23 protein-coding genes are annotated in these 25019 nt (G+C 47.5%); 7 read left to right on the top strand and 16 right to left on the bottom strand.

From position 1 onward, the window contains the following. Positions 1 to 454: 454 nt before the first annotated feature. Together pyc and AVZ68_RS12980 are read right to left on the bottom strand one after the other, a co-directional pair. Entirely contained in the window at positions 455 to 3901 is a 3447-nt protein-coding gene (pyc, locus tag AVZ68_RS12985; RefSeq protein ID WP_059104991.1) for a pyruvate carboxylase, read from the bottom strand. A gap of 184 nt (positions 3902 to 4085) precedes the next feature. After that, the gene (locus tag AVZ68_RS12980; protein WP_157404656.1) at positions 4086 to 4352 is read right to left on the bottom strand and encodes an Fpa/YlaN family protein; all 267 of its coding nucleotides are present in this window, start codon (positions 4350 to 4352) and stop codon (positions 4086 to 4088) included. A 265-nt stretch (positions 4353 to 4617) separates the two neighbouring features. Between AVZ68_RS12980 and AVZ68_RS12975 the strand changes: the two genes are divergently transcribed. Continuing rightward, on the top strand, positions 4618 to 5130 hold the full coding sequence (locus AVZ68_RS12975; RefSeq protein ID WP_059104989.1) for a hypothetical protein: 513 nt from the start codon (positions 4618 to 4620) through the stop codon (positions 5128 to 5130). Here the strand turns inward: AVZ68_RS12975 and AVZ68_RS12970 are convergent. Beyond that, positions 5127 to 6464: a PhoH family protein gene (locus tag AVZ68_RS12970; RefSeq protein WP_059104988.1), complete on the bottom strand. Its 1338-nt coding sequence runs from the start codon at positions 6462 to 6464 to the stop codon at positions 5127 to 5129. The two genes, AVZ68_RS12975 and AVZ68_RS12970, sit on opposite strands and share 4 nt — an antisense overlap. A 217-nt stretch (positions 6465 to 6681) precedes the next feature. Here AVZ68_RS12970 and AVZ68_RS19890 point away from each other — a divergent pair, with 217 nt between their 5' ends. Further along, positions 6682 to 6885 carry a YlaI family protein gene (locus AVZ68_RS19890; protein ID WP_082676587.1) on the top strand — a complete coding sequence of 68 codons (204 nt, stop codon included), beginning with the start codon at positions 6682 to 6684 and terminating at the stop codon, positions 6883 to 6885. Positions 6886 to 6904: 19 nt separating this feature from the next. On the opposite strand, the gene AVZ68_RS12965 is transcribed toward AVZ68_RS19890, so the two are convergent. Both AVZ68_RS12965 and typA read right to left on the bottom strand, forming a co-directional pair. Continuing rightward, complete coding sequence (locus tag AVZ68_RS12965; protein ID WP_059104987.1) at positions 6905 to 7246, bottom strand: YlaH-like family protein; 342 nt, start codon at positions 7244 to 7246, stop codon at positions 6905 to 6907. A gap of 124 nt (positions 7247 to 7370) precedes the next feature. Beyond that, positions 7371 to 9206, bottom strand: a complete 1836-nt coding sequence (gene typA / locus AVZ68_RS12960) for a translational GTPase TypA (protein ID WP_059104986.1) — start codon at positions 9204 to 9206, stop codon at positions 7371 to 7373. A 217-nt stretch (positions 9207 to 9423) separates the two neighbouring features. On the opposite strand from typA, the gene AVZ68_RS12955 reads away from it, so the two are divergent. After that, positions 9424 to 9609, top strand: a complete 186-nt coding sequence (locus AVZ68_RS12955) for a DUF5325 family protein (RefSeq protein WP_059104985.1) — start codon at positions 9424 to 9426, stop codon at positions 9607 to 9609. 218 nt (positions 9610 to 9827) lie between these two features. Here the strand turns inward: AVZ68_RS12955 and AVZ68_RS12950 are convergent, their stop codons facing one another. The 3 genes from AVZ68_RS12950 to AVZ68_RS12940 form a co-directional block, all read right to left on the bottom strand. Next, entirely contained in the window at positions 9828 to 10721 is an 894-nt protein-coding gene (locus AVZ68_RS12950; RefSeq protein WP_245628139.1) for an NAD(P)-dependent oxidoreductase, read from the bottom strand. A gap of 5 nt (positions 10722 to 10726) precedes the next feature. Beyond that, positions 10727 to 11524 carry an inositol monophosphatase family protein gene (locus AVZ68_RS12945; protein WP_059104983.1) on the bottom strand — a complete coding sequence of 266 codons (798 nt, stop codon included), beginning with the start codon at positions 11522 to 11524 and terminating at the stop codon, positions 10727 to 10729. Positions 11525 to 12102: 578 nt separating this feature from the next. Beyond that, positions 12103 to 12300 carry a YkzI domain-containing protein gene (locus AVZ68_RS12940; RefSeq protein WP_059104982.1) on the bottom strand — a complete coding sequence of 66 codons (198 nt, stop codon included), beginning with the start codon at positions 12298 to 12300 and terminating at the stop codon, positions 12103 to 12105. A 203-nt stretch (positions 12301 to 12503) separates the two neighbouring features. On the opposite strand from AVZ68_RS12940, the gene AVZ68_RS12935 reads away from it, so the two are divergent. Next, positions 12504 to 13121 carry a YktB family protein gene (locus tag AVZ68_RS12935; RefSeq protein WP_059104981.1) on the top strand — a complete coding sequence of 206 codons (618 nt, stop codon included), beginning with the start codon at positions 12504 to 12506 and terminating at the stop codon, positions 13119 to 13121. A 112-nt stretch (positions 13122 to 13233) separates the two neighbouring features. Here AVZ68_RS12935 and AVZ68_RS12930 read toward each other — a convergent pair whose 3' ends face one another. Together AVZ68_RS12930 and AVZ68_RS12925 are read right to left on the bottom strand one after the other, a co-directional pair. Continuing rightward, on the bottom strand, positions 13234 to 13689 hold the full coding sequence (locus AVZ68_RS12930) for a hypothetical protein (RefSeq protein WP_059104980.1): 456 nt from the start codon (positions 13687 to 13689) through the stop codon (positions 13234 to 13236). 241 nt (positions 13690 to 13930) lie between these two features. Then, the gene (locus AVZ68_RS12925; protein ID WP_059104979.1) at positions 13931 to 14191 is read right to left on the bottom strand and encodes a UPF0223 family protein; all 261 of its coding nucleotides are present in this window, start codon (positions 14189 to 14191) and stop codon (positions 13931 to 13933) included. 68 nt (positions 14192 to 14259) lie between these two features. Between AVZ68_RS12925 and AVZ68_RS12920 the strand changes: the two genes are divergently transcribed. Next, positions 14260 to 15738, top strand: coding sequence for an aminotransferase class I/II-fold pyridoxal phosphate-dependent enzyme (locus AVZ68_RS12920; RefSeq protein ID WP_059104978.1), 1479 nt, complete (start codon positions 14260 to 14262; stop codon positions 15736 to 15738). Between the two features lie 114 nt (positions 15739 to 15852). Here AVZ68_RS12920 and AVZ68_RS19885 read toward each other — a convergent pair whose 3' ends face one another. Continuing rightward, the gene (locus AVZ68_RS19885) at positions 15853 to 15984 is read right to left on the bottom strand and encodes a GapA-binding peptide SR1P (protein WP_082676575.1); all 132 of its coding nucleotides are present in this window, start codon (positions 15982 to 15984) and stop codon (positions 15853 to 15855) included. Between the two features lie 327 nt (positions 15985 to 16311). Continuing rightward, positions 16312 to 17190 carry a polysaccharide deacetylase family protein gene (locus AVZ68_RS12910; RefSeq protein ID WP_059104976.1) on the bottom strand — a complete coding sequence of 293 codons (879 nt, stop codon included), beginning with the start codon at positions 17188 to 17190 and terminating at the stop codon, positions 16312 to 16314. 291 nt (positions 17191 to 17481) lie between these two features. Between AVZ68_RS12910 and AVZ68_RS12905 the strand changes: the two genes are divergently transcribed. Both AVZ68_RS12905 and AVZ68_RS12900 read left to right on the top strand, forming a co-directional pair. Continuing rightward, positions 17482 to 19131, top strand: a complete 1650-nt coding sequence (locus tag AVZ68_RS12905) for a glycine betaine uptake BCCT transporter (protein ID WP_059104975.1) — start codon at positions 17482 to 17484, stop codon at positions 19129 to 19131. Positions 19132 to 19407: 276 nt separating this feature from the next. Next, complete coding sequence (locus AVZ68_RS12900) at positions 19408 to 19827, top strand: hypothetical protein (protein WP_059104974.1); 420 nt, start codon at positions 19408 to 19410, stop codon at positions 19825 to 19827. Between the two features lie 173 nt (positions 19828 to 20000). On the opposite strand, the gene lpdA is transcribed toward AVZ68_RS12900, so the two are convergent. From lpdA to pdhA, 4 genes are all read right to left on the bottom strand, one after another. Beyond that, on the bottom strand, positions 20001 to 21407 hold the full coding sequence (gene lpdA / locus AVZ68_RS12895; RefSeq protein ID WP_059104973.1) for a dihydrolipoyl dehydrogenase: 1407 nt from the start codon (positions 21405 to 21407) through the stop codon (positions 20001 to 20003). A gap of 3 nt (positions 21408 to 21410) precedes the next feature. Then, positions 21411 to 22697 (bottom strand): dihydrolipoamide acetyltransferase family protein, encoded by a 1287-nt coding sequence (locus AVZ68_RS12890; RefSeq protein WP_059104972.1) that lies wholly within the window; start codon positions 22695 to 22697, stop codon positions 21411 to 21413. Positions 22698 to 22846: 149 nt separating this feature from the next. Continuing rightward, positions 22847 to 23824: an alpha-ketoacid dehydrogenase subunit beta gene (locus AVZ68_RS12885; protein ID WP_059104971.1), complete on the bottom strand. Its 978-nt coding sequence runs from the start codon at positions 23822 to 23824 to the stop codon at positions 22847 to 22849. A 3-nt stretch (positions 23825 to 23827) separates the two neighbouring features. Continuing rightward, complete coding sequence (gene pdhA / locus AVZ68_RS12880) at positions 23828 to 24913, bottom strand: pyruvate dehydrogenase (acetyl-transferring) E1 component subunit alpha (RefSeq protein ID WP_059105015.1); 1086 nt, start codon at positions 24911 to 24913, stop codon at positions 23828 to 23830. Between the last annotated feature and the right edge of the window lie 106 nt (positions 24914 to 25019).

Below are 25019 nucleotides of genomic sequence, written 5' to 3'. Positions count from 1 at the left end.
CGGGTCGCTTAGAAGCGAGGATTTTGGAAGGCCTGCTTTTGAAATCCCGTCCTTGGATTTCAGAGCAGGTCTGAAAAATCCCGAGCTTCTACCCGCCGCAGCTGGATCAAGAAAAGCGGAGGCGTCCTGAACACGAGCGCCAAGTTCTGGAGCGATGGCAGATCAAGTCTGAACTTGACTTGATCTGGCGGCGTGAAGAAGCCTCGAGCGAGTGGGTGCCGCAGCTAGATCAAGAAAAGCCGAACGTTAGAGTGCTTGCGTTCGGCTTTTTTAGTGTGTTATTTAAAACGAGCATCTTTGCCTTTTCAAAACGGTAGAGCTCTCCCCTCCATCTTAGACGCTTCGCTTTCCCCCGTGAGTTTGCTGTTGCCAAATGGACCGCAGCAGTTCTTGCTCACACCCACTGTCATCAGCAAAAAGCCGGACGCTCTCGCATCCGGCTTTTTGACCTTTCCTATTCCAATTCGATGAGCAAATCACCCGTGGCGATCGCCTCACCGTCTTTAACAAAGACTTCTTTCACCACACCGTTCTCAGCAGCTTGCACAGTTGTTTCCATTTTCATGGCCTCTGTGATCATGAGGTGGTCGCCTTTTTTGACTTCATCTCCTGCAGCGACAAGAGCTTTAATCACGGTTCCCGGCATCGAAGCTCCGATATGACGAGTGTTATTCTTGTCCGCCTTTGGTCGAGTAATCGCCGTTGTTTTCACATTCATGTCTTGAATGTTTACTTCTCGAGGCTGCCCATTAAATTCAAAGTAGACGATGCGCGTGCCGTCCTCTTGAGGGTCAGAAATGGAAATCAACTTCACGATCAGCGTCTTTCCTTGCTCGATCTCTATTTCAATCTCCTCGCCAAGGCGCATCCCATAGAAGAACGTAGCTGTATCCAGAACCGATACATTGCCAAAGCGCTCGTTAAACTGCTCGTATTCCATATACACTTTCGGATAAAGGGCATACGAAAGAAGATCGTGACTGGTGACTTGACGGCCTAGCTCTTTATAGAGTTTTTCACTGAGCGCTTCAAAATCAACAGGCTCCAAGCGTGCTCCCGGGCGGCCTTCAATCGGCTCGCGGCCTTTAAGAATGATCTTCTGTAATTTTTCTGGGAAACCTTTGTATGGCTGACCCAGCTGCCCCTGGAAAAATTCAACGACAGAATCAGGAAAATCAAGATTGTCTCCGCGCTCGTAGACGTCCTCTTCGGTCAAGTCGTTTTGCACCATGTATAAGGCCATATCCCCTACGACTTTGGACGAAGGCGTAACTTTTACAATGTCTCCAAACATGAGGTTTACTGTCCGATACATCTTCTTGACTTCATTCCAACGCTCATACAAGCCGACAGCCTTTGCCTGCTGCTGCAAGTTGCTGTACTGACCTCCTGGCATTTCGTGTTCGTAGACTTCTGTGTGCGGAGCGTTCATGCCGCTTTCAAATCCTTGGTACATGGTTCGTGTGTCATACCAAAACTGATCGAGCTTCTCGTACGCATCAATATTCATCTTCGGCTGGCGGCCATTTTCATGTAGCGCGTAGTATAAACTATTCGCACTTGGCTGTGACGTTAGGCCCGCCATAGAGCTTACAGCGACATCGACAATATCAACCCCAGCATCGATGGCGCGTGCATAAGCGAAGACGCCATTGCCGCTCGTGTCATGCATATGAAGATGAACCGGGATTGAAATGGCATTCTTCAGTTCGCTCACAAGCTGGTACGCGGCTTCTGGCTTCAGGAGTCCGGCCATATCCTTAATCCCAAGAATATGGGCGCCAGACGCCTCTAGCTCTTTTGCCACGTTCTTATAATAGGCAAGGTCGTACTTCGTTTTGCTGCTATCAAGAATATCGCCTGTGTAGCAAACAGCGGCTTCCGCGACTTTTCCGCTTGCTCGCACCGCCTCAACAGCAGGCTTCATCGCCTCTACCCAGTTCAAGCTATCAAAAACACGGAAGACATCGATGCCCGCGTCGGCTGATTGTTGAACGAACTCTTCGATGACATTGTCCGGATAGCTTGTATACCCAACACCATTGGAAGCGCGGAGAAGCATTTGGAACAAGACGTTTGGTGCTTTTTCGCGAAGAACGAGCAGCCGCTCCCACGGGTTCTCATGCAAGAAGCGCATGGCTACATCGAACGTTGCTCCACCCCACATTTCCATAGAAAAGAGATCCGGCAATAGCCGTGCCGTTGGTTCAGCGATCTTCTTCAAATCATTGGTGCGAATTCTTGTCGCTAGCAGCGACTGATGGGCATCGCGGAAGGTTGTGTCGGTTAAGAGTACATCTTTCTCCTGCTTGACCCACTCAGCCAACCCTTCTGGTCCACGCTCATCAAGGATTTGCTTCGTACCTGCTGGAATTGGTGTATCAAAATCTGCGTCCGGTACGATCGGTTGGTGGAAGAGTGGCTTGGTCTGCTTCTCAATTCCTGGATAGCCGTTGACCACTGTTTCTCCAATGAAGGAGAGCATTTTCGTGCCCCGGTCTTTTCGCTTAGGAAAGACGAAAAGCTCCGGCGTCTGATCGATAAAACCTGTATTGTATTCCCCGGATAGGAATTGATGATGCGTTACAACGTTTTCTAAGAAGGCAATGTTTGTCTTAATTCCGCGAATACGGAACTCGCGCAAGTTACGATGCATTTTTTGTGCGGCGCTCTCAAACGAAAGCGCCCATGTGGACACTTTCACAAGCAGAGAATCGTAATGCGGACTAATCACCGCTCCCTGGAACCCATTGCCGGCATCAAGACGCACGCCAAAGCCGCCGCTTGAACGATAAGCATTAATGCGCCCCGTGTCTGGCATGAAGTCATTGGCTGGATCTTCCGTTGTCACCCTTGATTGAATCGCATAGCCAAACGTGGAGATTTCTTTCTGATCCGGAATGGCAATTTCAGTCCCATGAAGGTTCAACCCATCCGCAATCATCAGCTGCGTTTGCACAATGTCAAAACCCGTAATCATTTCTGTAATCGTGTGCTCTACTTGTACACGTGGATTGACTTCAATAAAGTAAAACGTTCCGTCTTCGGTGACAAGAAATTCGACCGTCCCCGCGTTCACATAGTTGACGTTCTTTGCAAGTTGAACGGCCGCATCGCAAATGCGCTCCCGTACCTCATCCGAAAGCGACACACTCGGAGCAATTTCTACCACTTTCTGATGACGTCTTTGAACGGAACAGTCACGCTCATAAAGGTGAACGATATTTTCATGTTTATCTGCTAGGATTTGGACTTCAATATGCTTTGGTCGTTCGACGAATTTTTCCACATAGACCTCGTCGTTGCCAAAGGCTGATTTTGCTTCAGATTTGGCGCGTTCATAGGAATCCTGCAAATCCGATTCAGTACGCACGATGCGCATTCCTCTACCTCCGCCACCGAGAGAGGCTTTAATCATCAACGGATAGCCATGCTCTTTCGCGAACGCTTCGATCTCGTCCAGGCCATTGACGGGGCCATCGCTCCCTGGGATGACCGGAAGGCCGGCTTTCACCGCTTGCTCGCGGGCCTGAATTTTGTCCCCAAACATATGTAGATGTTCAAGCTCTGGACCGACAAAGACGATGCCTTCCTCCGAACAGCGTCTAGCAAACTCTATGTTTTCTGATAAAAACCCGTACCCTGGATGAATCGCATCCACACCGTTTTCTTTTGCGGTCTCAATGATGCCTTCAATATCCAAATAGGCTTCAATCGGCTTCTTTCCTTCACCGACAAGATACGCTTCATCCGCTTTGTATCGGTGGAACGCCCCCGTATCCTCTTTTGAGTAGATAGCCACCGTGCGGACATTCAGCTCCGAACAGGCTCTAAAAATACGAATGGCAATCTCCCCGCGGTTGGCCACAAGAACTTTTCTAATTGTCTGTAACTCGTTCATAGTATCCTCCCTGTCTCCTCCTAGTAAACTACTGTTCATAGCTTGTTATATAGTATGCGCAAAAAGTGAGTGTTTTGCAATGGTTTTTTCGCTCATTCGCCAAGATTTGACACTCGCAATCCGGAAACTCCTTCTAAAAAAGACGTTGCTAAATTGAAGAAAACCGGGCTCATCGCCCGGTTCGTTATTTGCTCATGGATGCTTCATGCAGAAGGGCAAGCTTGCGCTCAAGCTCACTTAAAATGTTTTTCCCTTTTTCTTCCTCTACAAGTCCAAGACGGATTGCAAAATCAATTTCTCTTGATAAGCCAAACATCCGTGTATCTAAAACTTCTTCGTAGAGGGGGCATTGTGGCATAGTCAAATTTTCCAACTGAACTTCAATCAGCCGACGAATCTTTTCCGCGTCCGCTTTAAGAAGGGCATACGCTTTCTCGCCCTGGCTAGTCATTGCGTTCGTTGTCAAGGTGTCCCCTCCTCGCTTCAGTATAGGTTCTCTTGTTATAGTATCTGCAAACGTGTAAAAATGCAATCTTTTTCCCTCTCCCTTCGTCTAGAAGAAGTCAAGAAGTGACAAAACGTTAGCCACGGTTTATACTTCTTTTAGAATCTTTTCCTGGCGAAACGCCTACTTTGCGTTGCTAGAGGCGTTATCATCGTATTTGTCAGCTACCGTAGTAATTCCGATTAAATCTTTTTCTTTTGGAGGGTCACCGGTGCAAGAATTTGTGTTTTTTATTTCAGGCAGAGTAAAGAAAGCGTTAACGATTGACCCAACGGTTTGGATTTTTGATGAGCGCAAGGTTGATCTTGAGACGTTTTTTCAAACCAATAACAAGATCGAAGAGGACGAGCTCACCACCTACACACGAACAATTTCTAAGCAGTGGGACAAGGAAATGACACAGGGGGTTGAGCCGCCGAATCCGAACCGTGATACAAATCGGATTCGCTACGACCGACAAGCGCTCACCAACGGTTCCTTTGGCATGCCATTGAACTCCTTTTTTCGAAACGCTGAACCTGATATAGAAGCGACGGCTGTAGAAATTGAAACAAGCACTGGCGAGACGTTTTGCTTCTCACAAGAGGAGGCTTACCAACTGATCGCCGCTTTTTCAAAGAGTGGAAAACCGTTAAAAGAGGACGGCCCGGTTCATTTGTATTTGGCTGATGGCTCAAACGAAGAGGAGCCTATACGCAATGTCCAGCGTATTGTCTTTGTTTAAAGCAAGTCGGCCGCAAGTTGAGCAAGTGCTGAGCGTTCCCCTTTCACTAGTTTGATATGGCCGCTCAGTGCTTCTTTTTTAAAGGTTTCGACGGCATACGTTAAGCCGTTTGTATATTCATCCAAATACGGGTGATCGATTTGCTCGGGGTCTCCCATGAGCACCACCTTGCTTCTTTCTCCTACCCGCGTCAAGATCGTTTTCACTTCATGCTTCGTTAGGTTTTGGGCTTCATCAATAATGATGTACTGATCCGGTATGCTTCGGCCCCTTATGTACGTGAGCGCCTCCACTTGAATCGAGCCCATCCCCGCCAAGATTCGATCCAGCTCCCCCGACTTTTTTGTGTCAAATAAAAACTCCAGGTTATCGAAAATTGGCTGCATCCACGGCTTTAGCTTCTCGTTCTTCTCTCCCGGCAGGTAGCCGATATCTTTCCCGAGTGGAACCACTGGTCTTGACACGACAAGCTTTTTATAGAGACGAAGGTCTTCGGTCTGAAGCAAACCCGCCGCTAAGGAAAGCAGCGTCTTCCCCGTGCCTGCTTTTCCAACAATCGTGACAAGCGGGAGATCATCGCGCAAGAGAAGCTCTATCGCCATTTTTTGCTGGGCGTTGCGCGGCTTGATTCCCCAAATGTGGTCATGCTCTCCAAGGAGAGGTTTGATTTTTGCTCCAAGGCGGTCCACCTTGCCAAGGGCTGAACTAGAGCTTCCCCCGCGATCCTTAAGAATCACAAATTGGTTGGGGTAGAACGATGTTTTGCCTATAGCTGAGCCATCCACTTCTTGATCTCTATAAAAACCCTCTATGACATCCTGCTCAACATAGCACTCTTGATAGCCCGCGTAGCCTTTGTCATTTTCGATCACTCGGTCGTTCAGGAAATCTTCGGTTGAGAGCCCAAACGCGTCTGCTTTCACGCGAACGAGCGCATCCTTTGAGACGAGCACCACTTTTCGTCCAGCTGCTTTTTCATCCTCCTCCAACTGCAAATTCATCGCCACAGCGATAATGCGATTATCATTCGTCATCCCCGGAAACACATGTTTCAGGTGTTGGAACGAACGGTGATTGAGTTCAACGCGCACGATTCCCCCTCTTTCTAGGCGGACGCCTTCATGCAGCTTCCCTTTTTCTCTAAGCGCATCGATTTTTCTTGCAATCATGCGGGCATTTCTTCCAATTTCATCCACATTTTTCTTTTTGGAATCCACCTCTTCGAGTACGACAGCAGGGATGACAATCTCATGAGGCTGAAATTGGTAGATGGCGTGTGGATCCTGTAAGAGTACATTTGTATCTAGGACAAAAATTTTGTCTGCTTTATTCACGTGACGACGCCTCCTGACATATTCCCTCTACTCGCTAGCTACAAGCGACCTAGGGCAAGCTATGCTTGTGATTATTCTATGAGTGGAAACAATGACTTAGACGAAGGAATTCAGGAAGCAGGCGCTCAAGTTTCATTTTTGACTGGATTGTTTTACAATAGAAAGGAGCAAGGAGGTGAAGGGCTTTAGGCAATGCCCTAGCAGCCGACGCCCAAACATGAGAGTCAAATGCGTACTTTGTGATAAAATTGAGAAGCTAGAAGATTTTGACCCGCTGGCGAAACGATTGCGTAACCGTCCCATTCACACCTATATGTGTGAGAGCTGCGATGATCGTATTGCAGAGAGAACGGTCAAACGAAAAGCATCGGGCCTTTTTACAACCCCAAATCCACAAAAAGAAGAGAGCGACTGGCCATAGGCCGCGCTCTCTTCTTTCATTAGGTGTTGCTTTCGTTTGCTTTTTCTTTTCGGTGAACATGAAGCCTAAATCTGTACGCCCCCAGCACGAGGCCTGAGATCACGAGGACAGCCAACGTCGGTGCACCGAAGACAAACTCCATAAACCACAGCCCGAAACTCCCCATCACCAGCAGCGCGTAGATAATCAGCGTCTTCAAAAGAGGGAGCTTGCGTGCAAACCCAAGGTTAAAAACGATCACTGTTAGAAGCACCGTTAGAACAAACGCCCCGAACCCGTACCACGGATTTATGTCTGTCAACTGCTGGAGCCACGGCAAATCGTCGCGATCAATGGAAGGGGCTTGAGATGCCAAATACATGCGCTCACCAGCCTTTCATCATTTAAGAAATGTCTTACCTCGTCAAGACCCACGCCTCGTTCAATCTGATAAGCGCAGACGGGGAGTCTGCACACGCCTCAACTTCTCTAAATGGCTTTTCCCTTTACTGCGCGGCAACTTTTCTGCGTTTTTCTTCGCGTTCACGTTCGGATTTGTTTAAGATTTTCTTGCGCAAACGAATCGATTCTGGTGTCATTTCGCAGTACTCATCGTCATTCAAATACTCAAGTGCTTCTTCTAACGTCAAAATGCGCGGACGCTTCATCGTGACCGTTTGATCTTTTGTTGCCGAACGGACGTTGGTTTGCTGCTTCAATTTCGTGATATTGACGGTAATGTCATTTTCGCGGGTATGTTCGCCAACAATCATGCCTTCATAAATCTCCGTTCCAGGTTCAACAAAGATCGTGCCGCGGTCTTCAACGCCCATGATTCCGTACTGCGTGGATTTCCCCGATTCCATTGAAACGAGAACCCCTTGACGACGGCCCCCAACCTGTCCGGCAAACACCGGCTTGTAGGAGTCAAACGAGTGGTTGATGATGCCGTAGCCACGCGTTTGTGTTAAGAACTCCGTGGTATAACCAATTAACCCACGAGCTGGAACAAGGAAATCGAGACGCACTTGTCCGCTTCCCGTGTTGCCCATATTGAGCAATTCCCCTTTACGCTCGCCAAGCGACTGCATAACGGCCCCCTGGTACTCTTCAGGCACATCAATCTGTACACGCTCCACCGGCTCCTTCTTCACGCCATCGATCTCACGAATGATTACCTCCGGCTTGGACACCTGTAATTCGTACCCTTCGCGGCGCATGTTTTCAATCAAGATTGATAAGTGCAGTTCACCACGACCAGAAACCACCCAGATATCCGGGGAATCCGTGTTTTCTACACGCAGACTCACGTCGGTCTCAAGCTCTGATTTTAAACGCTCTTCTAGCTTTCGACTGGTTACATATTTTCCTTCACGTCCTGCGAACGGCGAGTTGTTAACAAGGAACGTCATTTGAAGAGTCGGTTCATCAATACGCAGCTGCGGCAAAGCTTCTTGTTGCTCCACAGGGCACACCGTCTCTCCGACGTTAATCTCTTCCATTCCTGATACGGCGATCAAGTCTCCAGCTTTTGCTTCGTTAATTTCCACACGCTTAAGGCCTAGAAATCCAAAGAGCTTCGTTACTCGGAATTGTTTCACCGTGCCATCCAGCTTCATCAACGCCACCTGCTGGCCAACGTTAATCGTGCCGCGAAACACGCGTCCAATACCGATACGACCGACATAGTCATTGTAATCAAGCAAGGTTACTTGGAACTGCAAGCCTTCCTCACTGTTGTCGAAAGGAGCTGGGATCGTCTCTACCACTGTTTCGAGCAATGCCGTCATATTGTCATCTTGTTTCTCCGCATCAAGGCTCGCCGTGCCATTAATGGCAGAGGCGTACACCACGGGAAACTCCAGCTGACCTTCGTCGGCGCCTAGGTCAATAAACAAATCCAGAACCTCGTCGACCACTTCTGCTGGACGCGCCGCGGGCCGGTCAATTTTATTCAGAACAACGATTGGGGTCAGCTTTTGCTCCAAGGCCTTCTTCAGAACAAAGCGCGTCTGCGGCATGCAGCCTTCATACGCGTCGACCACAAGCAAGACACCGTCGACCATCTTCATGATCCGTTCAACTTCTCCACCAAAGTCGGCATGTCCTGGGGTGTCCATAATGTTGATTCGGGTCTCTTTGTAGTTTATCGCTGTATTTTTTGCTAAGATGGTAATGCCACGTTCTTGCTCAAGCGCATTGGAGTCCATCGCTCTCTCTTGAACATTTTCATGCTCTCGGAACGTACCAGACTGCTTTAATAGCTCATCTACAAGCGTCGTCTTGCCATGGTCAACGTGGGCAATGATCGCTATGTTACGTAAATCCGTGCGTACGGTCATTTCTATTCTCTCCTTCACCTTGAGTCTGCAAACAGACTATTCAACTGGTCTAGTATATCACAAATCGCAATGACATCCTATTTTTCGACGGGTTTATTTAAATAAATTCGCGAAAGATGCAAATGTTTTTCGTTTTGTCACAACCTTTGCCTTTTCCTTTTTGGAACTGCGCGTTACACTACATAATAGAATTATCGTTTCAAGGGGGTACGATTTTTTGAAAAAAGAAAACTTGCTATTTTTGCTCCTCTCTATTATCAGCGTGATTTGCATTATGAGTATTGGCGTCGCCGTCGCTGAAAGAAGCGTGCTGATTGCCATTTTTGCGTGCGTCGGTCTCGTCATTGCTATGGGACTCGGGTTCACCCTCAAAAAAAAAGGCCGTGAAAGCAAACAGTATTAAGCGAAAGGCGGAGGCGCCCTGCTCACGAGCGACAAGTTCTGGAGCGACGGCAGTATCAAGCCCGGTTTTAGGCTTGATCTGGCGGCGTGAAGAAACCTCGAGCGAGTGGGCGCCGCAGCTAGACATCATGAAAGGCGGAGGGGGCCTTCCAATAGCGCGGATTTTGGAAGGCCTGACAAGAGCCCTTGAACAGCGATTCGCTAGTCAAGGGCTCTTTGTTATTGTTCGCTATGACGCTTTACGGTTGTGCCTGTCTTCTCTTCAAGTGGTCGAATGATCGCGCTGACATCCTGGTGTCCGTAGCTTTGTTTGGCCTCTGCGACTTTTTTGGCGCCGAGCTTCACTAAATCAAGGGGCATGTTCAACTGCTCTCCAAGCTCAAGAGCGAGGCCGATGTCCTTGTGCAGCAAATCGATAGAAAATCTCGCATCAAACGCCCGGTCGAGAATCGCGTCGACCGCCCAGTCCATGCTCTTGGAGAAGCCTGCGCTTTTCTTAATCACGTCATAAGCAATGGCTGGGTCCACTCCGGCTCTCTCTGCCATTACATAACACTCAGCCAGAGCGGCCTGGTGTACCCCAATGAGCATATTGTTCAAGAGTTTCACGGTGGTACCGCTTCCGGTTTGACCCACATGGACAATGTAGCCGCCGTAGGCTTCCATCACGGGTCGAGCTTTCTCCACGTCCTCCGCTTCGCCCCCGCACATAATCGTTAACTTCCCGGCTTTTGCTCCCATTGGACCGCCACTTACCGGCGCATCAATAAAACCTGCGCCCTTCTCGAGCAGAAGGGCCTTCACTCGCTCATTGGTCGCACGGTCGACCGTTGAATGATCAATGACAATTTTTCCAGGAGAAGCACCGGCAATCAGTCCGTCCTTTCCTTCATAAACGGCCGTAATCGTCTCTGGGAGTGGCAGGCAGGTCATTACAATATCAGCAGCCTCCATCAGTGCCTTTGGACTCTCTGCCTTGATCCCGCCGTGAGCAACTGCCTTTTCAATCGGTCCAAGGCTTCTGCTCGCCACATAGGTCGTATGCCCTGCCTCTATCAAGTGGTAAGTCATCGGGAGACCCATCGTTCCAAGCCCGATAAAACCGACGTTCATCTTCATCACCCTTTCTCGAGATAATCCGCAACAATGGTCGTATGAAGCTCTGGCTTGCAAGCAATCATGGAACCCTTCTCAAGCATCGAAAGCTCCTCGCCATCAAGCCGTGTCGCTTTGCATCCTGCCTCCTCAAGCAAAACCGCTCCTCCCGCATAATCCCAAGGGGAAAGACGGAGACTGATATAGGCATCCAGTCGATCAGCGGCCACGTAAGCCATTTCAATCGCGGCCGACCCGTACGAGCGCGTGCCACGGCAGTCCTGTGCAAGCCTCACCAACCCCTCATGCTCTTGGTGATGATCTTCAACAAGCCAGTTTGCGTTCAACCCTAGGATCGATTCAGAAATTGAACGATCCGTTACCTGCTTGAGGGGACGGTCGTTTAGAAACACGCCTCTATCGCGAACCGCGTGGAAAAGCTCTCCGTTCATGACATCATAAACAAGGCCAACGACGCCCTTCCCCTCTTCGTAGATACCAACGGAAATCGAAAAATTCACCTGCTGATGAACAAAATTCATCGTTCCATCAATCGGATCGACAATCCAAACCGTTCCTTTAAGTGACTGTAGCTCCTTAGCCACCCCTTCCTCACCTAAGAATTGATGATCCGGAAAGTTTTCCTTGATTTTATGATAAAAGAACGCTTCTGTGTTCCGGTCCACTTCTGTAACCAAATCATCTGGGTCTGACTTGGAGTCAATATCGAAAGGGTTTTTTAACGCCTCCTTAATTAGATCCCCAGCCTCGACGATCCACAGTCTAGCCACTCTTTCAAGACTCATCCAACGCTCTGTCATCAAATTCCTCCTATGAGTTCTTTCTTGAGATAATGTATGTAGGTGGCTTTATTATCGCATAATTCAAGCTTAAAGCAAATCGAGACGAACTAAAGAAGGAAAGTCAGACGATTGATCTTTTCTGATCAACAAAACAGACGAGGAGGTGGCAGGTAGACTCACTCAGGAAGCATGTAAAAAAAGGGAAAGGCAGGTATTCAACAGAGGTGGCAGCTAATTTTTTCAAATAGGCAGGTAAATTTGCGATTTCAGCAGGTAATTTTTCTAAATCGGCAGGTAAACGAGTTTTATCCTGAAAAATGATACAAAAAAGAGGCAGGAATGACTCTTCGGTGTTGGAAACCTCTTTAAAAATAGGACGGCAAATGGGACCCCCTTTTTGCGAATCCCTGGAACCACGCACTCGGTCAACTTTTCTCCAACCGAAAAGCGTAGGCGGGTCAAACAGAAGCGCGAATTTTGGAGACCCGATAAAAGAAATCCCGCCCTTGGATTTCGTTATCGGGGCGAAAAATCTCGACGCTTTTACCCGCCGGAGCTAGACAAAGCGAAAGCGCGGCCTGAAAGCCGCGCTTTTGTTAAACGGGTGCTCTTTCTAACTCCAACCATTCTCTACGCAATTTTCTAAGACGCCTCTTGCTCATAATGCTTTTGGCCACGTCTTCTTCAAGCAGTGCATCGTGTAATGTCATTAATTCATAATCAATTTCCAGGCGCAAGACGGACAATTTGTTTTCTGCATCAGGGAGGCTTGTTGAGGGAATCACTTGTTTCATCTGCGACACTCTCCTTTTTATGAAAAAATTCAGTCCACACGCTATCGTTTTAAATTTTCTGATACCTGCATTATAGCATATGTGCAAGGAGAACGGAATGTTTTCAAAAAAGAAAAAATCACTTCCCCGCTCCACCTGGAGTTGCGTATCCACTTTTCGAACGGTATGCTATGAGAAAGCACGTTTTTGAAAGGAGAAAGACGATGGCGTTTAACGGATTTACCGAGCATGATTTTGAGACGTTTTCGATCGACGGTCTTGAAGAACGAATGGAGGCGATTCGTGAGCGAATTCAGCCAAAGTTTAAAGACATTGGGGACGAGCTGGTGAACGAGCTTACAAGTATGACAGGAAGCGAGATGTATCTTCATATTGCCCAGCATGCCCGTCGTACGAAGAATCCGCCTAAGGATACATGGCTCGCGGTCGCTGCCAACAAACGAGGGTATAAACAGCACCCCCATTTCCAAGTCGGGCTCTTTGAGGATCATGTGTTCATTTGGCTTGCCTTTATTTATGAACTTCCCGGTAAGCAGGAAATGGCCAGTACCTTTATCAGCGAAGTAGAGACACTAAGAGAGGTTATCCCAGACGACTATGTCGTTTCCCTCGACCATACGAAAAAAGACTCCACGCCTTTTAGCGATCTCAACTTGGACGCTTCTCTTGAACGGTTCCGTGATGTTAAAAAGTGCGAGTGGCTCGTTGGGCAGCATATTAAGCGTAACGACCCTCTTCTTTCAGATGGCGAGGCATTTATGTCAACCGTGAAAGAAACCGTGGAGACACTGCTCCCGATTTATAAGTTGGCTTACAAATAAGTGCTTGCTAGCCCGCCCTAGAGGCACTGAAACCTCTAGGGCACTATCCAATCCCGATTCATCCAAAAACAAACCGATAATTTTTGAAAATATAAAAAAATCCTTTGAAGGGCTACTCTACTTCCTCAAATATCAGTTCTTCGGAAACATCCTCTCCATTTTCGCTCCAAAAAACCTCAGTAATCCAGTGTTGCTCTAAATAATAACCTCCTTGAACATGGCCGCCCGCGTTTTTTGCAGTATCTGTAAATGGATCATTCTCATCAGGTAAGAACTCCCCTGTTGGTCCGAAATAAGCATCGGGCCCTGAAGTGTCTTCATTATACATCCATTCTGGCCTGTGTTTATAATACACTTCTTGCTCTGTATCCTCGCTATCGCCAGTATAAATAAATGAAAAATTAGCGGCCTCCTCCACCGGATCTTCTCCTTTTATGACAAGTTTCATCTCAGCCTTCCAATGTTCTGACTCAGCAGAAAAGTTTCGGTATTCATCTTCGTTGTTTCCTGTTCCACAAGCTACTAGAAATAAAGGGCACGCTGCGAGCGGTATTACCCTTTTCATCATACATTCTCTCCCCCCTTAAGATTAAGATCATAGCTTATCCTGTTTGAGAAACAAGAGCTGAGCGTTATCTAGATTTTAAAGGAAGTAGATTATTTTGTGTACAGTTTTTATGTAGTTTCGTTCTTTGCTTCATCAGAGGAGGCGTATAAAGCGACATAGGGGGAGGTAAAAGAAGTTACCACCCCATCTAGCCCCCCTCTAGCAACTCAGTCATCCTTCCCGCTTTGGCCACAGCCCTCCCCTACAACTTAATCGTCTTCTTCGATTCACTCTGCGCTGCTTTTATTGCTTTGAAACATGAATGACCCGTTTGTTTATCGACCTGCCTAAAGAGCTGCTTCTCTTCCGCTTTCGAAGGGACGATTGCCTTAAATTCACGGTAAAAGGCGAGCAGCGTCTCCCCTTTCACCCCTTCTTCGTATGCTCGTTCAACGGTGTCAAAAAACTGAGCCACTGCGACTACTTCTTCCTGGCTCCAGTCGTCATTAATTGGAATGTCCATTTTCTTCTTCCTTTCTCCCAGAGTGTGCTATACTCGAACTTGATTTTATTTGTAATGAGGTGACCTCTTTGGCACATAAGCAAGATCAAACGCCATTGTTTTCAGGATTAAAAAAATATGCTGCGAAGAAGCCGCTCCCCTTTCATATACCTGGACATAAACGGGGCCGAGGGATGGATGAGACCTTCCGCGCCTTTATGGGCGAAGATGCCCTTTCGATTGATTTGATTAACCTCGCGCCCCTTGATGATCTGCATCATCCTCATGGCATGATTGATGAGGCACAGCAGCTAGCCGCGCAAGCGTTTGGGGCCGATTATACCTTCTTTTCCGTTCAAGGGACAAGCGGGGCGATTATGACGATGATCCTTTCCATCTGTGGACCTGGCGATAAAATTATTGTTCCGAGAAACGTCCACAAATCCGTTATGTCTGCAATTATTTTTTCTGGGGCTCTGCCAGTGTTCGTTCACCCCGAGTTAGACGAAAAGCTCGGAATTGCCCATGGCATAACGACGGACTCCTTGCAAAGAGCGATTGCCTCTCACCCTGAGGCAAAAGCGGTGTTCGTAATTAACCCGACGTACTTTGGGTTCTCCTGTGACCTTCGTGCCATTGTGGAACTTGCTCATGAAGCGGGGATGCCTGTTCTTGTAGACGAAGCTCACGGCGTTCATATTCATTTCCACTCATCCCTGCCTCCTAGCGCAATGGAGGCCGGTGCAGATCTGGCCGCCACAAGCGTGCACAAGCTAGGCAGCTCTTTGACTCAAAGTTCGGTGTTGAATGTACGAGAAGGGCTAGTGTCGATAGACCGAGTGACCGCGATTTTAAGCATGCTTACAACAACGTCCACCTCGTATTTGCTGCTTGCTTCTCTCGATGTGGCGAGAAAGCATTTAGCGACCCGTGGCCCGTCTCTGATCAATGAAACGATCCAGCTGGCCGAGCAGGCAAGAGTGGAAATCAATGACATCGACGGTCTGTACTGTGTGGGAGAAGAACGACTGCATTCAACCGCCACCTACGCCCTCGATCCCACGAAGCTGCTTATTTCCTTAAAAGGACTGACGATCAACGGCTACGAAGCCGAGGTGTGGTTGCGAAATACGCACAACATCGAAGTGGAACTATCGGATTTATACAATATTCTGTGCATCATCACGATAGGCGATACAAAAAAGGAGCTTACCACGTTGGTCAATGCGTTAGCTGAAATGGCTTCGCTTTACGCAAAGGATGAGCAAGAGAGGGAGAATGTCGACGTGCACGTTCCTGACACGCCTACACTCGCTTTATCGCCGCGGGATGCCTTTTATGCAGCAACAGAAAACGTACCTTTCGATCAATCAAAAGGGCGCATTATCGCCGAATTTATTATGGTCTATCCTCCAGGTATTCCTATTTTAGCCCCTGGGGAATTGATTACCATCGAAAACTTGGACTATGTACGCGAAAATGTGGAAGCCGGGCTGCCCGTTCAAGGACCAGAAGACGCAACGCTTGCCACACTCAAGGTCATTAAAGAACAGCAGCCGATTCGCTAAAATAGAAAAACGCAGGCGGATCGACTTGGAATCCCAAGCTTTCACCTGCTAGAGTTAGACAAAAATCCCCCTGCACTATGGCATCATAGGACAGGGGGTTTCTACATTTCCAGTTTAATTTGAGAGCGGCTCTTCTTCACTTGCTTGACACTTATTGCAGCATGAAGTGGCATACAGCCGCGTCACCTTTTCACCTTCAAAGTGTTCAATCGCCTCGTTACAGTTTTGACACACAAGCGTACCCATCACCGCGTCTCCTCCTTTATAATGTAAGCGTTTTTAGTTACCGGTACACTTATAATAGTATGACTTAATTGATTCGTCAACCCCTATTTAGAATGTCACATTAAAAATGGGCGAAATACCGAAAAGCGAAAACACCTTGCTCATGAGCGACAAGTTCTGGAGCGATCGAGTGAGCGCCGCGGCTGGAACAGGAAAAGCTCCGGTGGGTTGGGCAGAATACCGACCTTGGCTAACGCTTGCCAGGACGGAAAATCTCGAAGCTCCTACCCGCCGAAGCTGGACGCCAAAAAAGGACCCCCCTTGATAGAGAGAATCCTGGATACGATGTTATTTAAGCAATGCCGGGTCAACAAATTCAAATCCTTGATCATTGAGGCCCGTCACGATGTCTTCAAGAGCGTCGGCCGTCCATTCACGGTCATGCATCAGCAGGTTTGCTCCGGATTGTCTTAACTCTGTGTTGACCATAATGTCGGCAATAGCTTCTGCCGTCCGATAATCAGGGTCCCAGTCGTAGCCATACGACCAATTCATGCGTGTCATGCCTTCTTCTTCTACAACGGAATCTGAGTAGTCCGTGTTAGCCCCATGGGGAGCACGGAAAAATCGTGGTCGTTCCCCGATAATCTCCTCCACCCTGTCACTTAGCCCAACGATTTCTTCTCTTTGCTGTTCTTCGTCAATTTGCTGAAGGTTCGGGTGGTTCATCGTATGGTTGCCGATCTCAAATCCCATTTCGTGGATGTCTTTGAGTTGCTCTTCGCCTTCTTCATCGTTTATAAAATGGGCGTTCACGAAGAAAATTGCAGGGGTATCCAATTCTTTAAGTGTTTCGGCCATATCAACACCGCGTGCATCTGGTGTATCGTCAATGGTAAGAAGCATAAATTCTTCAGCAGACTCTTCTTCCATTCCTTCGATCACTTCTACGTTAGACGTGACTGGATTGATTTCATACACGGGCTCCGCCGGTTCCTCCGCTTCGACGATGTCCTCTTCACCCTCTTCACCCTCTTCATTTTCCACGGCTTCTTCTTCCGCGTCATCACTGCTCTCCTGCTCTCCTTCATCTGTGCCTTCGTTTTCTTCGGCTTGTATACCCTCACCTTCATCTTCTTGCTCGTTTATCCCTGTGTTCACATCATCGGCACTACATCCAGCAAGCACTACTACCGCTACCACTGCTGTCGCTATGTATTTTTTCATTCTGCCCTCTCCTTGTAAAAGTTAACTATTTCCTGATCATATCAGATTTCCCCTATTTTCGACACCTTTTTTCACCAAAACGAATGCAAAAACAAGGCTTGGCAACCTACGCACCCTGTGTTATTGTTAAGAAATGTGTTGAAAAAGGCTGATAAATGACGCTTGGGAATGTTAATAGTAAAATAGTGGTTTCATGTGAATCCTAATGGGGTATTTAGAGCTGTCGAATTGTAGCCGTCCAGAATAACCACCTGTGGTGAATTACACTAGAATAGAAAGGAATGATTCATTTTGAACAAGATTACCCAAGTCTTTTACATCTCCGCTTTTATCTCCCTTGCATTTATTGTCTGGGGCGTTGTAAAACCTGATAATATGTCTGCCATTACAACGACTGTTCAAGGGTTTATCTCTTCCGAACTCGGCTGGTTTTACCTGTTGTCCGCTACCTTTTATATTGGTGTAGCGATTTATTTAGTCTTAAGTCCATACGGAAAAATCAAGCTCGGAAAACCTGATGAAGAACCCGAATATAACTACTTAACATGGTTTGCTTTTCTTTTTACAGCCGGAATGGGCATTGGTCTCGTATTTTGGGGTTCGGCGGAGCCGCTGTCTCATTACTTTATTCCGGCAAATGCGGAACCGGGATCCGAGCAAGCTGCTGCTGAAGCGATGCGCTATTCAATGTTTCACTGGGGCATTCATCCGTGGGCAATCTATTCGGTTGTCGCGTTAACGCTTGCTTATTTCCAGTACCGCAAAGACGAGCCCGCCCTTTTTAGTTCAACATTTCGTCCACTTATTGGACATAGGGTGAAGGGGCCGCTTGGAAAAACGATTGACGTCTTTGTTGTGTTTGCGACTGTGTTCGGGACGGCGACATCACTTGGATTCGGGGCGGCACAAATCACAGCTGGATTGCGCTACGTCTTTCCAATTCCAGACGCATTTTCGGAAACTGTGTTTCAACTGATTGTGATCGCCATTGTTACCGTACTATTTTCTATCTCCACTCTCACCGGGATCAATAAAGGAATTCGGATACTCAGTAACCTAAACGTTCGCCTCGCCATTGCTCTAATGGCATTCGTTCTTCTTCTGGGACCCACAAGCCACATCATGGGCGTTTTTACTCAAGGTCTAGGCAGTTACGTACAGAATTTTTTCGGCATGAGCTTTAGCCTTGATGTCTACGATCCAGACACCTCGTGGGTACAGGACTGGACCTTGTTCTACTGGGCCTGGTGGATCTCTTGGTCGCCATTTGTTGGTGCTTTTATTGCCCGTGTCTCAAGAGGGCGGACGATTCGTGAATTCATCCTTGGTGTTATTGCCCTGCCTGCCATATTTGGCGCTTTCTGGTTTAGTGTTTTCGGTGGATCAACGATATTTTTTGAAAATCAAGGAGCTGGCATCTTTGAAGCAATGAGTGGAGGTGATCAGCCGGAAATTGCGTTGTTTTCGCTGCTCGAGCAATTCCCGCTGACTTTCATTGTATCGTTAATCTCCATTTTGTTAATTTCTTCTTTCTTTGTGACGTCTGCCGATTCAGCAACTGTTGTTCTCGGGATGCAAACAACAGGTGGTTTGCTCAATCCACCCAACAAAGTCAAACTCATTTGGGGTCTGATTGTCTCTGGTACAGCCGCTGTTCTTCTAACGAGCGAGGCTGGGCTGACTGCCCTACAAACAGCCTCGATTATCGGCGCCTTTCCGTTCGCCGTCATTATTATTTTAATGCTTGTCTCACTGTTTAAAGCATTACAGACAGAAAAAGTCATTTTGGCCACGGATAAAGAACGTGCACGCCACGAGCGGATGGAATTAAAACGAGAGCGTGAACGTTTAAGACGCGATCAGGAAATTCTTAGACGAGAGCGCCAACTTGAGGAAGCAAAGCAACGGAAGGGTAATAAAAAGGATAAAGATAAATCGTAGTGTCTAGGTGCACTTCTAGAGGATATCCTCTAGAAGTGCTTTTTTTGTCTAGCTGCGACGGGTAGAAACTCTAGCATTTTTCAGCCCTAACAACGATATCCTAAAAATCGTTAATTTTCAAAAAGTTTTTAAGCGGTTGTCATGAGCCTTTTGAATGAATTTACACGAGGTTTGCTATTAAATTACAGTTTCATTACGAACGCTGATCGTTGTTTCATCTGTGTTAGAATGGGTATATTGTAAATATGATAATGGTACCCTGGAAAGGAGGCATGTATGCTATTTCATTTCACGCAAACATTTCGTTCGTCTCTAACAAAAGTAACTGTTATGGTAGCGGTTGTCTTTTTCCTTTCGGGTTGTTCGTTTTTCACATCTTCATCTGCAAGTGCGCCTCTTCATGATGAAGAAGATGGCATGGTGACGATTCTGTTCTCCGATCGGAATTCGATGGAAGAAGAAACGAATTATTATAATGCCCTTCTTGATGTACAAAATCAAAATTCCGAAGTGCCAAGTTTTATCTTATGCGAATCCAGCGATAAAGAAGCCGTAGATTACTATGGGGTCAACGAATACCCAACGATGCTAGTTTTGGATGGAGACCAAGAAAAGCTGCGTGTCGAAGGCGTGCAAAAGCGAGAACTGATTTATCATAAGCTTAGCGCTCTGATTCCAACAAGTATGAATTCTTAAAGGTTTTCACGAACAAAAAAGAGACGACCTAATCGGTCGTCTCTTTTTTGTCTAGCTGCGGCGCCCACTCGCTCGAGGTTTCTTCACGACGGCAGATCAAGTCAAGTGCGGACTTGATCTGTCGTCGCTCCAGAACTTGTCGGTCGTGAGCAGGGCGCCTTCGCTTTTCTATATTACATTGTGTGGACCGGCATTCCGAGGGCTACTTCAGCTGCTTCCATTGTAATTTCACCAAAGGAAGGGTGAGCGTGGATCGTAAGCGCGATGTCCTCAGCAGTCATTCCAGCCTCAATCGCAAGGCCTACTTCAGCAATCATGTCTGAAGCATTCGCTCCGGCAATTTGAGCGCCGATCACAAGCCCGTCTTCCTTGCGCGTAATCAACTTCATGAAGCCGTCTGCGTCGTTAACCGAAAGTGCACGACCATTTGCTGCAAATGGAAACTTCGATGCTTTCACGTCATAGCCCGCTTCTTTGGCTTCTGCGTCGGTGTACCCAACCGTTGCAAGCTCTGGCTCAGAGAAGCAAACAGCCGGGATCGCCAAATAGTCGACTTCAGACGCTTCGCCTGCAATCACTTCAGCTGCTACTTTGGCCTCGTACGAAGCTTTATGGGCAAGTGCAGGGCCTTCAACGATGTCTCCGATCGCGAAGATATGCTTCACGCTTGTACGAAGCTGTTTGTCAACGGTGATCAGGCCTTTATCATTCATCTCAACGCCAATGCTCTCAAGACCGATATCTTCTGTGTTTGGCTTACGGCCAACAGTGACAAGTAAGTAATCAGCCTCAATCACTTGCTCTTCGCCTTTAATTTCAGCTGTTACTTTCACACCTTTGTCTGTTTCCTCCACGCCTTGAGCCATCGCTTCTGTGTGGAAGCTTACTCCGTTATTCTTCAGCTTCTTCTCTACAAGCTTCGCCATTTGCTTTTCAAATCCAGGAAGAATTTGTTTGGTTCCTTCAAGTACAACAACTTCTGAACCTAGATTTGCATATGCTCCTGCCAACTCAATCCCAATGTAGCCTCCGCCGATGACGACCATTTTCTTAGGCACTTCTTTAAGGGCAAGTGCACCCGTGGAGTTGATCACACGGTCCGTGTATTTGAAGTTTGGAAGTTCTATTGCGCTTGAACCCGTTGCGACAATGCAGTTTTTGAATTTATACGTGCTTGAGCTTTTCTCATCCATGATTTTCACAGAATCTTCCCCTGAAAAATAAGCTTCCCCACGAATAATTTCAACCTTATTTCCTTTTAGCAGGCCTTCAACACCGCCTGTAAGCTTCTCAACAACAGAGCCTTTCCATTTTTGAACTTTTTCAAAATCCACGGAAACATTCTCCGCGATGATGCCCATGTCTTCAGAGGCTTTTGCGGTGTGTACGCGGTGCCCCGCTTGAATCAAGGCTTTGGATGGAATACAGCCAACATTTAAGCAAACGCCACCCAAGTTTCCTTTTTCAACGATGGTTACTTTTTGTCCTAGCTGCGCCGCGCGAATCGCCGCGACGTACCCCCCTGGACCTGAACCTATAACGAGTGTATCAACTTCCTGTGCGAAATCTCCAACAACCATTTGTTACCCCTCCATCAACAGTAATTGTGGGTCATTTAGCAAACGTTTAATCTGGTTGAGCGCGCTTTGTGCTGTCACGCCATCAACGAGACGGTGATCATAGCTAAGTGAAAGAGCAAGCATCGTTGCAGGAACAATTTCCCCATTGCGTACAACGGGCTTCTCTTCAATTCGGCCGATTCCAAGAATCATAACTTCCGGGTGGTTAATAACGGGCGTGAACCATTGACCACTTGCAGAACCAAGATTGGAAATCGTTGCCGACCCGCCTTGCATTTCCGCGCTGCTTAATTTTCCGTCACGCGCTTTTGTTGCCAGCTCATTAATTTCATCTGCCAGAGTGAAAATTGATTTACGATCTGCGTCTTTGACTACAGGTACTACAAGACCTTGATCCGTATCTGCAGCGATACCGATGTTAAAGTATTTCTTGTAGACAATTTCCTGCGCATCGTCATCGATGGATGCATTGAGTGCCGGATACTTACGAATGGCCGACGTTAGCGCTTTGACCACATAAGGCAAGTACGTAAGCTTCGTTCCTTGATCAGCAGCCACTTGCTTATACTGCTTGCGATGAGCCACAAGATTCGTTACTTCGATCTCATCAAGATGCGTAACGTGTGGAGCGGTCTGCTTCGACTTGACCATTTGTTTCGCAATCGCTTTACGGATCCCTTTAAGTGGCACACGCTCTTCAAGCTGTTCAGATGAAGCGGCTGGCGCAGAAGAAGATGTTGTTTCTTTTTCCTCTGTTTTCTCATCGACTTGGTCATCCGCTACTTGGTCACCTGAGGCAAACGCGTCCACATCTTCTCGAAGAACACGCCCATTTTTTCCAGAACCTTTGACGGCCTGAATATTCACGCCTTGCTCACGCGCATGTTTCCGAACGGAAGGCATCGCAATCACACGCTTGTCTTCGTCGACCTCTTCTTGTTCAGTAGAGGATGTCGATTCAGACGAGCCTTCTTCGTTTTTCTTGTCTTTCTCGCTTGAAGCCTCTTCTTGCTTGCCTTCATCGCCCGAAGCTTCGTCTTCCTCTTCGCCAGAACCATCATCGATCGTAAGAATGACATCACCGACAACGCTCGTGGTGCCTTCATCCACTTTCACTTCAAGAACGGTTCCATCAACAGGAGAGGGAAGTTCTACAACGGATTTGTCGTTTTGAACCTCGAGTAAAATGTCATCTTCTTTTACTTCGTCTCCTGATTTGACAAACCACTTTACAATTTCGCCTTCGTGAATTCCTTCACCGACTTCTGGCAGTTTATATTTGTAAGCCAAAACTAAGCGCCTCCTTCATTATAACGCTAATATGAGTTGTATAAAAGGAAAAGAACGACACCCCTTGCAAGACTTCGACATCCCGTGCGCATGCGGAAGCGAATGACTTTCAAAAGGGTCCGTTTTCCTTTCTAGCTGTTCGTTGATTGTTAGAAGTTCACGACTTCTTTAGCTCTACTTGCGATGTCCTCATGATCTGGTAACCATGCATCCTCGACCGAAGCAAACGCATAGACGGTGTCCGGTGCTGTAACACGAAGCACGGGCGCTTCTAACGATAGAATCGCTCGCTCTGTAATTTCTGTGACAACCGTTGTCGCAATCCCTGCTTGTTTTTGTGCTTCCTGCACAACAATCGCACGATTGGTTTTTTCAACAGACTTGATTACCGTCTCCACATCAAACGGGCTGACGGTCATAAGGTCAATAACCTCTGCTTCAATGCCTTCTTCTGCTAGTTGATCGGCTGCTTTCAGAGACGCTTGTACCATCGCCCCGTAGGTCACAATCGTTAGGTCTTTGCCTTCACGCTTGATGTCGGCTTTGCCTAGTTCTACCGTGTACTCTTCTTCCGGCACTTCCTGACGGAAAGAGCGGTACAGCTTCATATGTTCAAGGAATACAACGGGGTCGTTGTCACGAATAGCGGAAATAAGTAGACCTTTCGCATCGTATGGGTTGGATGGGATAACGACCTTCAATCCAGGAGTTTGGGCCATCAATCCTTCGAGAGAATCTGAGTGCATCTCCGGTGTTTTTACGCCCCCACCAAACGGCGAACGAACAGTGATTGGCATACTTTGCTTCCCACCCGTACGGTAGCGCCAGCGCGACATTTGCCCGGCAACGGAATCAAACGTTTCAAATACAAACCCAAAGAATTGAATCTCCATAATCGGACGGTGGTCCGTCAAAGCAAGACCAATGGCAAGACCACCAATCCCAGATTCAGCAAGCGGTGTATCAAACACACGATCTTCACCAAACTCTTTTTGCAATCCTTCCGTTACGCGAAACACACCACCGTTTTGACCAACGTCTTCACCAAAAACAAGTACATCATCATTTGTTTTAAGCTCATTACGCATCGCATCCGTAATCGCTTGAGCCATTGTCCAATTACCCATGGGTTACTTCGACTCCTTTGCTGTATATTCTTCCAGCTGCTCGCGAATGTTGACAGGAGCATCTTCAAACATATTGCCTAAGAGGTCAGAGACTTTTTGTTTAGGCGTTTTGTCTGCGTCTTTAATCGCAGCTTTGATTTCTTCTTTGGCTTGCTCGACCACTTCATCTTCCTTCTCTTCGCTCCAAAGATCTTTGCCCTCGAGGAATTTACGGAAGCGAATCAGCGGATCTTTCTTGCCCCACTCATCGTCTTCTTCAGATGTACGGTAGCGCGTCGGATCATCACCAGACGTCGAGTGCGCCCCGTAACGGTACGTTAGCGTCTCAATCAGGGTAGGACCTTCACCGTCAAGAGCACGCTTACGGGCGTCTGCTGTTGTTTTGTAAACGGCGAGAACGTCCATGCCGTCCACTTGAATGCCTTCGATCCCGGCGGCAACAGCTTTTTGAGCAATTGTTTTTGCGGCGGTTTGCTTTTCAACAGGCACAGAAATCGCAAAACGGTTGTTTTGGACAACAAAAACGGCTGGCGCATTGTAAGCACCTGCAAAATTCATGCCTTCATAGAAGTCCCCTTGTGAAGAACCTCCATCTCCTGTGTACGTGATCACGATGTTGTCTTTTTTCTTACGTTTCAGACCTAGAGCTACACCAGCGGTCTGCACGATTTGGGCACCGATAATGATCTGTGGCACCGCAATATTCAAACCTTCCGGGAATTCCCCACCGTGGAAGTGACCACGCGACCAGAGAAACGCTTGGTAAAGCGGCAAACCATGGAAGACAATTTGTGGAATATCACGATATCCCGGGAGGATCCAGTCCTCTTTTTCAAGGGCAAACTGACTTCCAAGCATGGAAGCTTCTTGTCCAGCCATCGGTGCGTAGAAACCTAAGCGCCCCTGACGGTTAAGGGAAATCGCACGTTGATCCCAAATACGTGTATACACCATGCGGCGCATTAGTTCTTGCAGCTGTTCGTCGCTTAGATCAGGCATGGCTGACTCATTAACGACTTCGCCTTCCTCATTTAAAATTTGGAAGGTTTCAAATTGCTCTTCGACTTGTTCAATGGTTTTCGTACTCAATTTGTCCACCAATCCTTTCTTTGTAAAGCGCGGTGTTATGATAAAAGACTTTTTGACCCGACTTTGCGCATTATTCTAGGTTGCCCAATCCTTACAGATACATAAC

Source organism: Shouchella shacheensis (assembly GCF_001484965.1).
GTDB lineage: Bacteria > Bacillota > Bacilli > Bacillales > Bacillaceae_D > Shouchella > Shouchella shacheensis.
The sequence above is the reverse complement of the archived record's forward strand: the minus strand, read 5'-3'. Positions and strand labels throughout refer to the sequence as shown.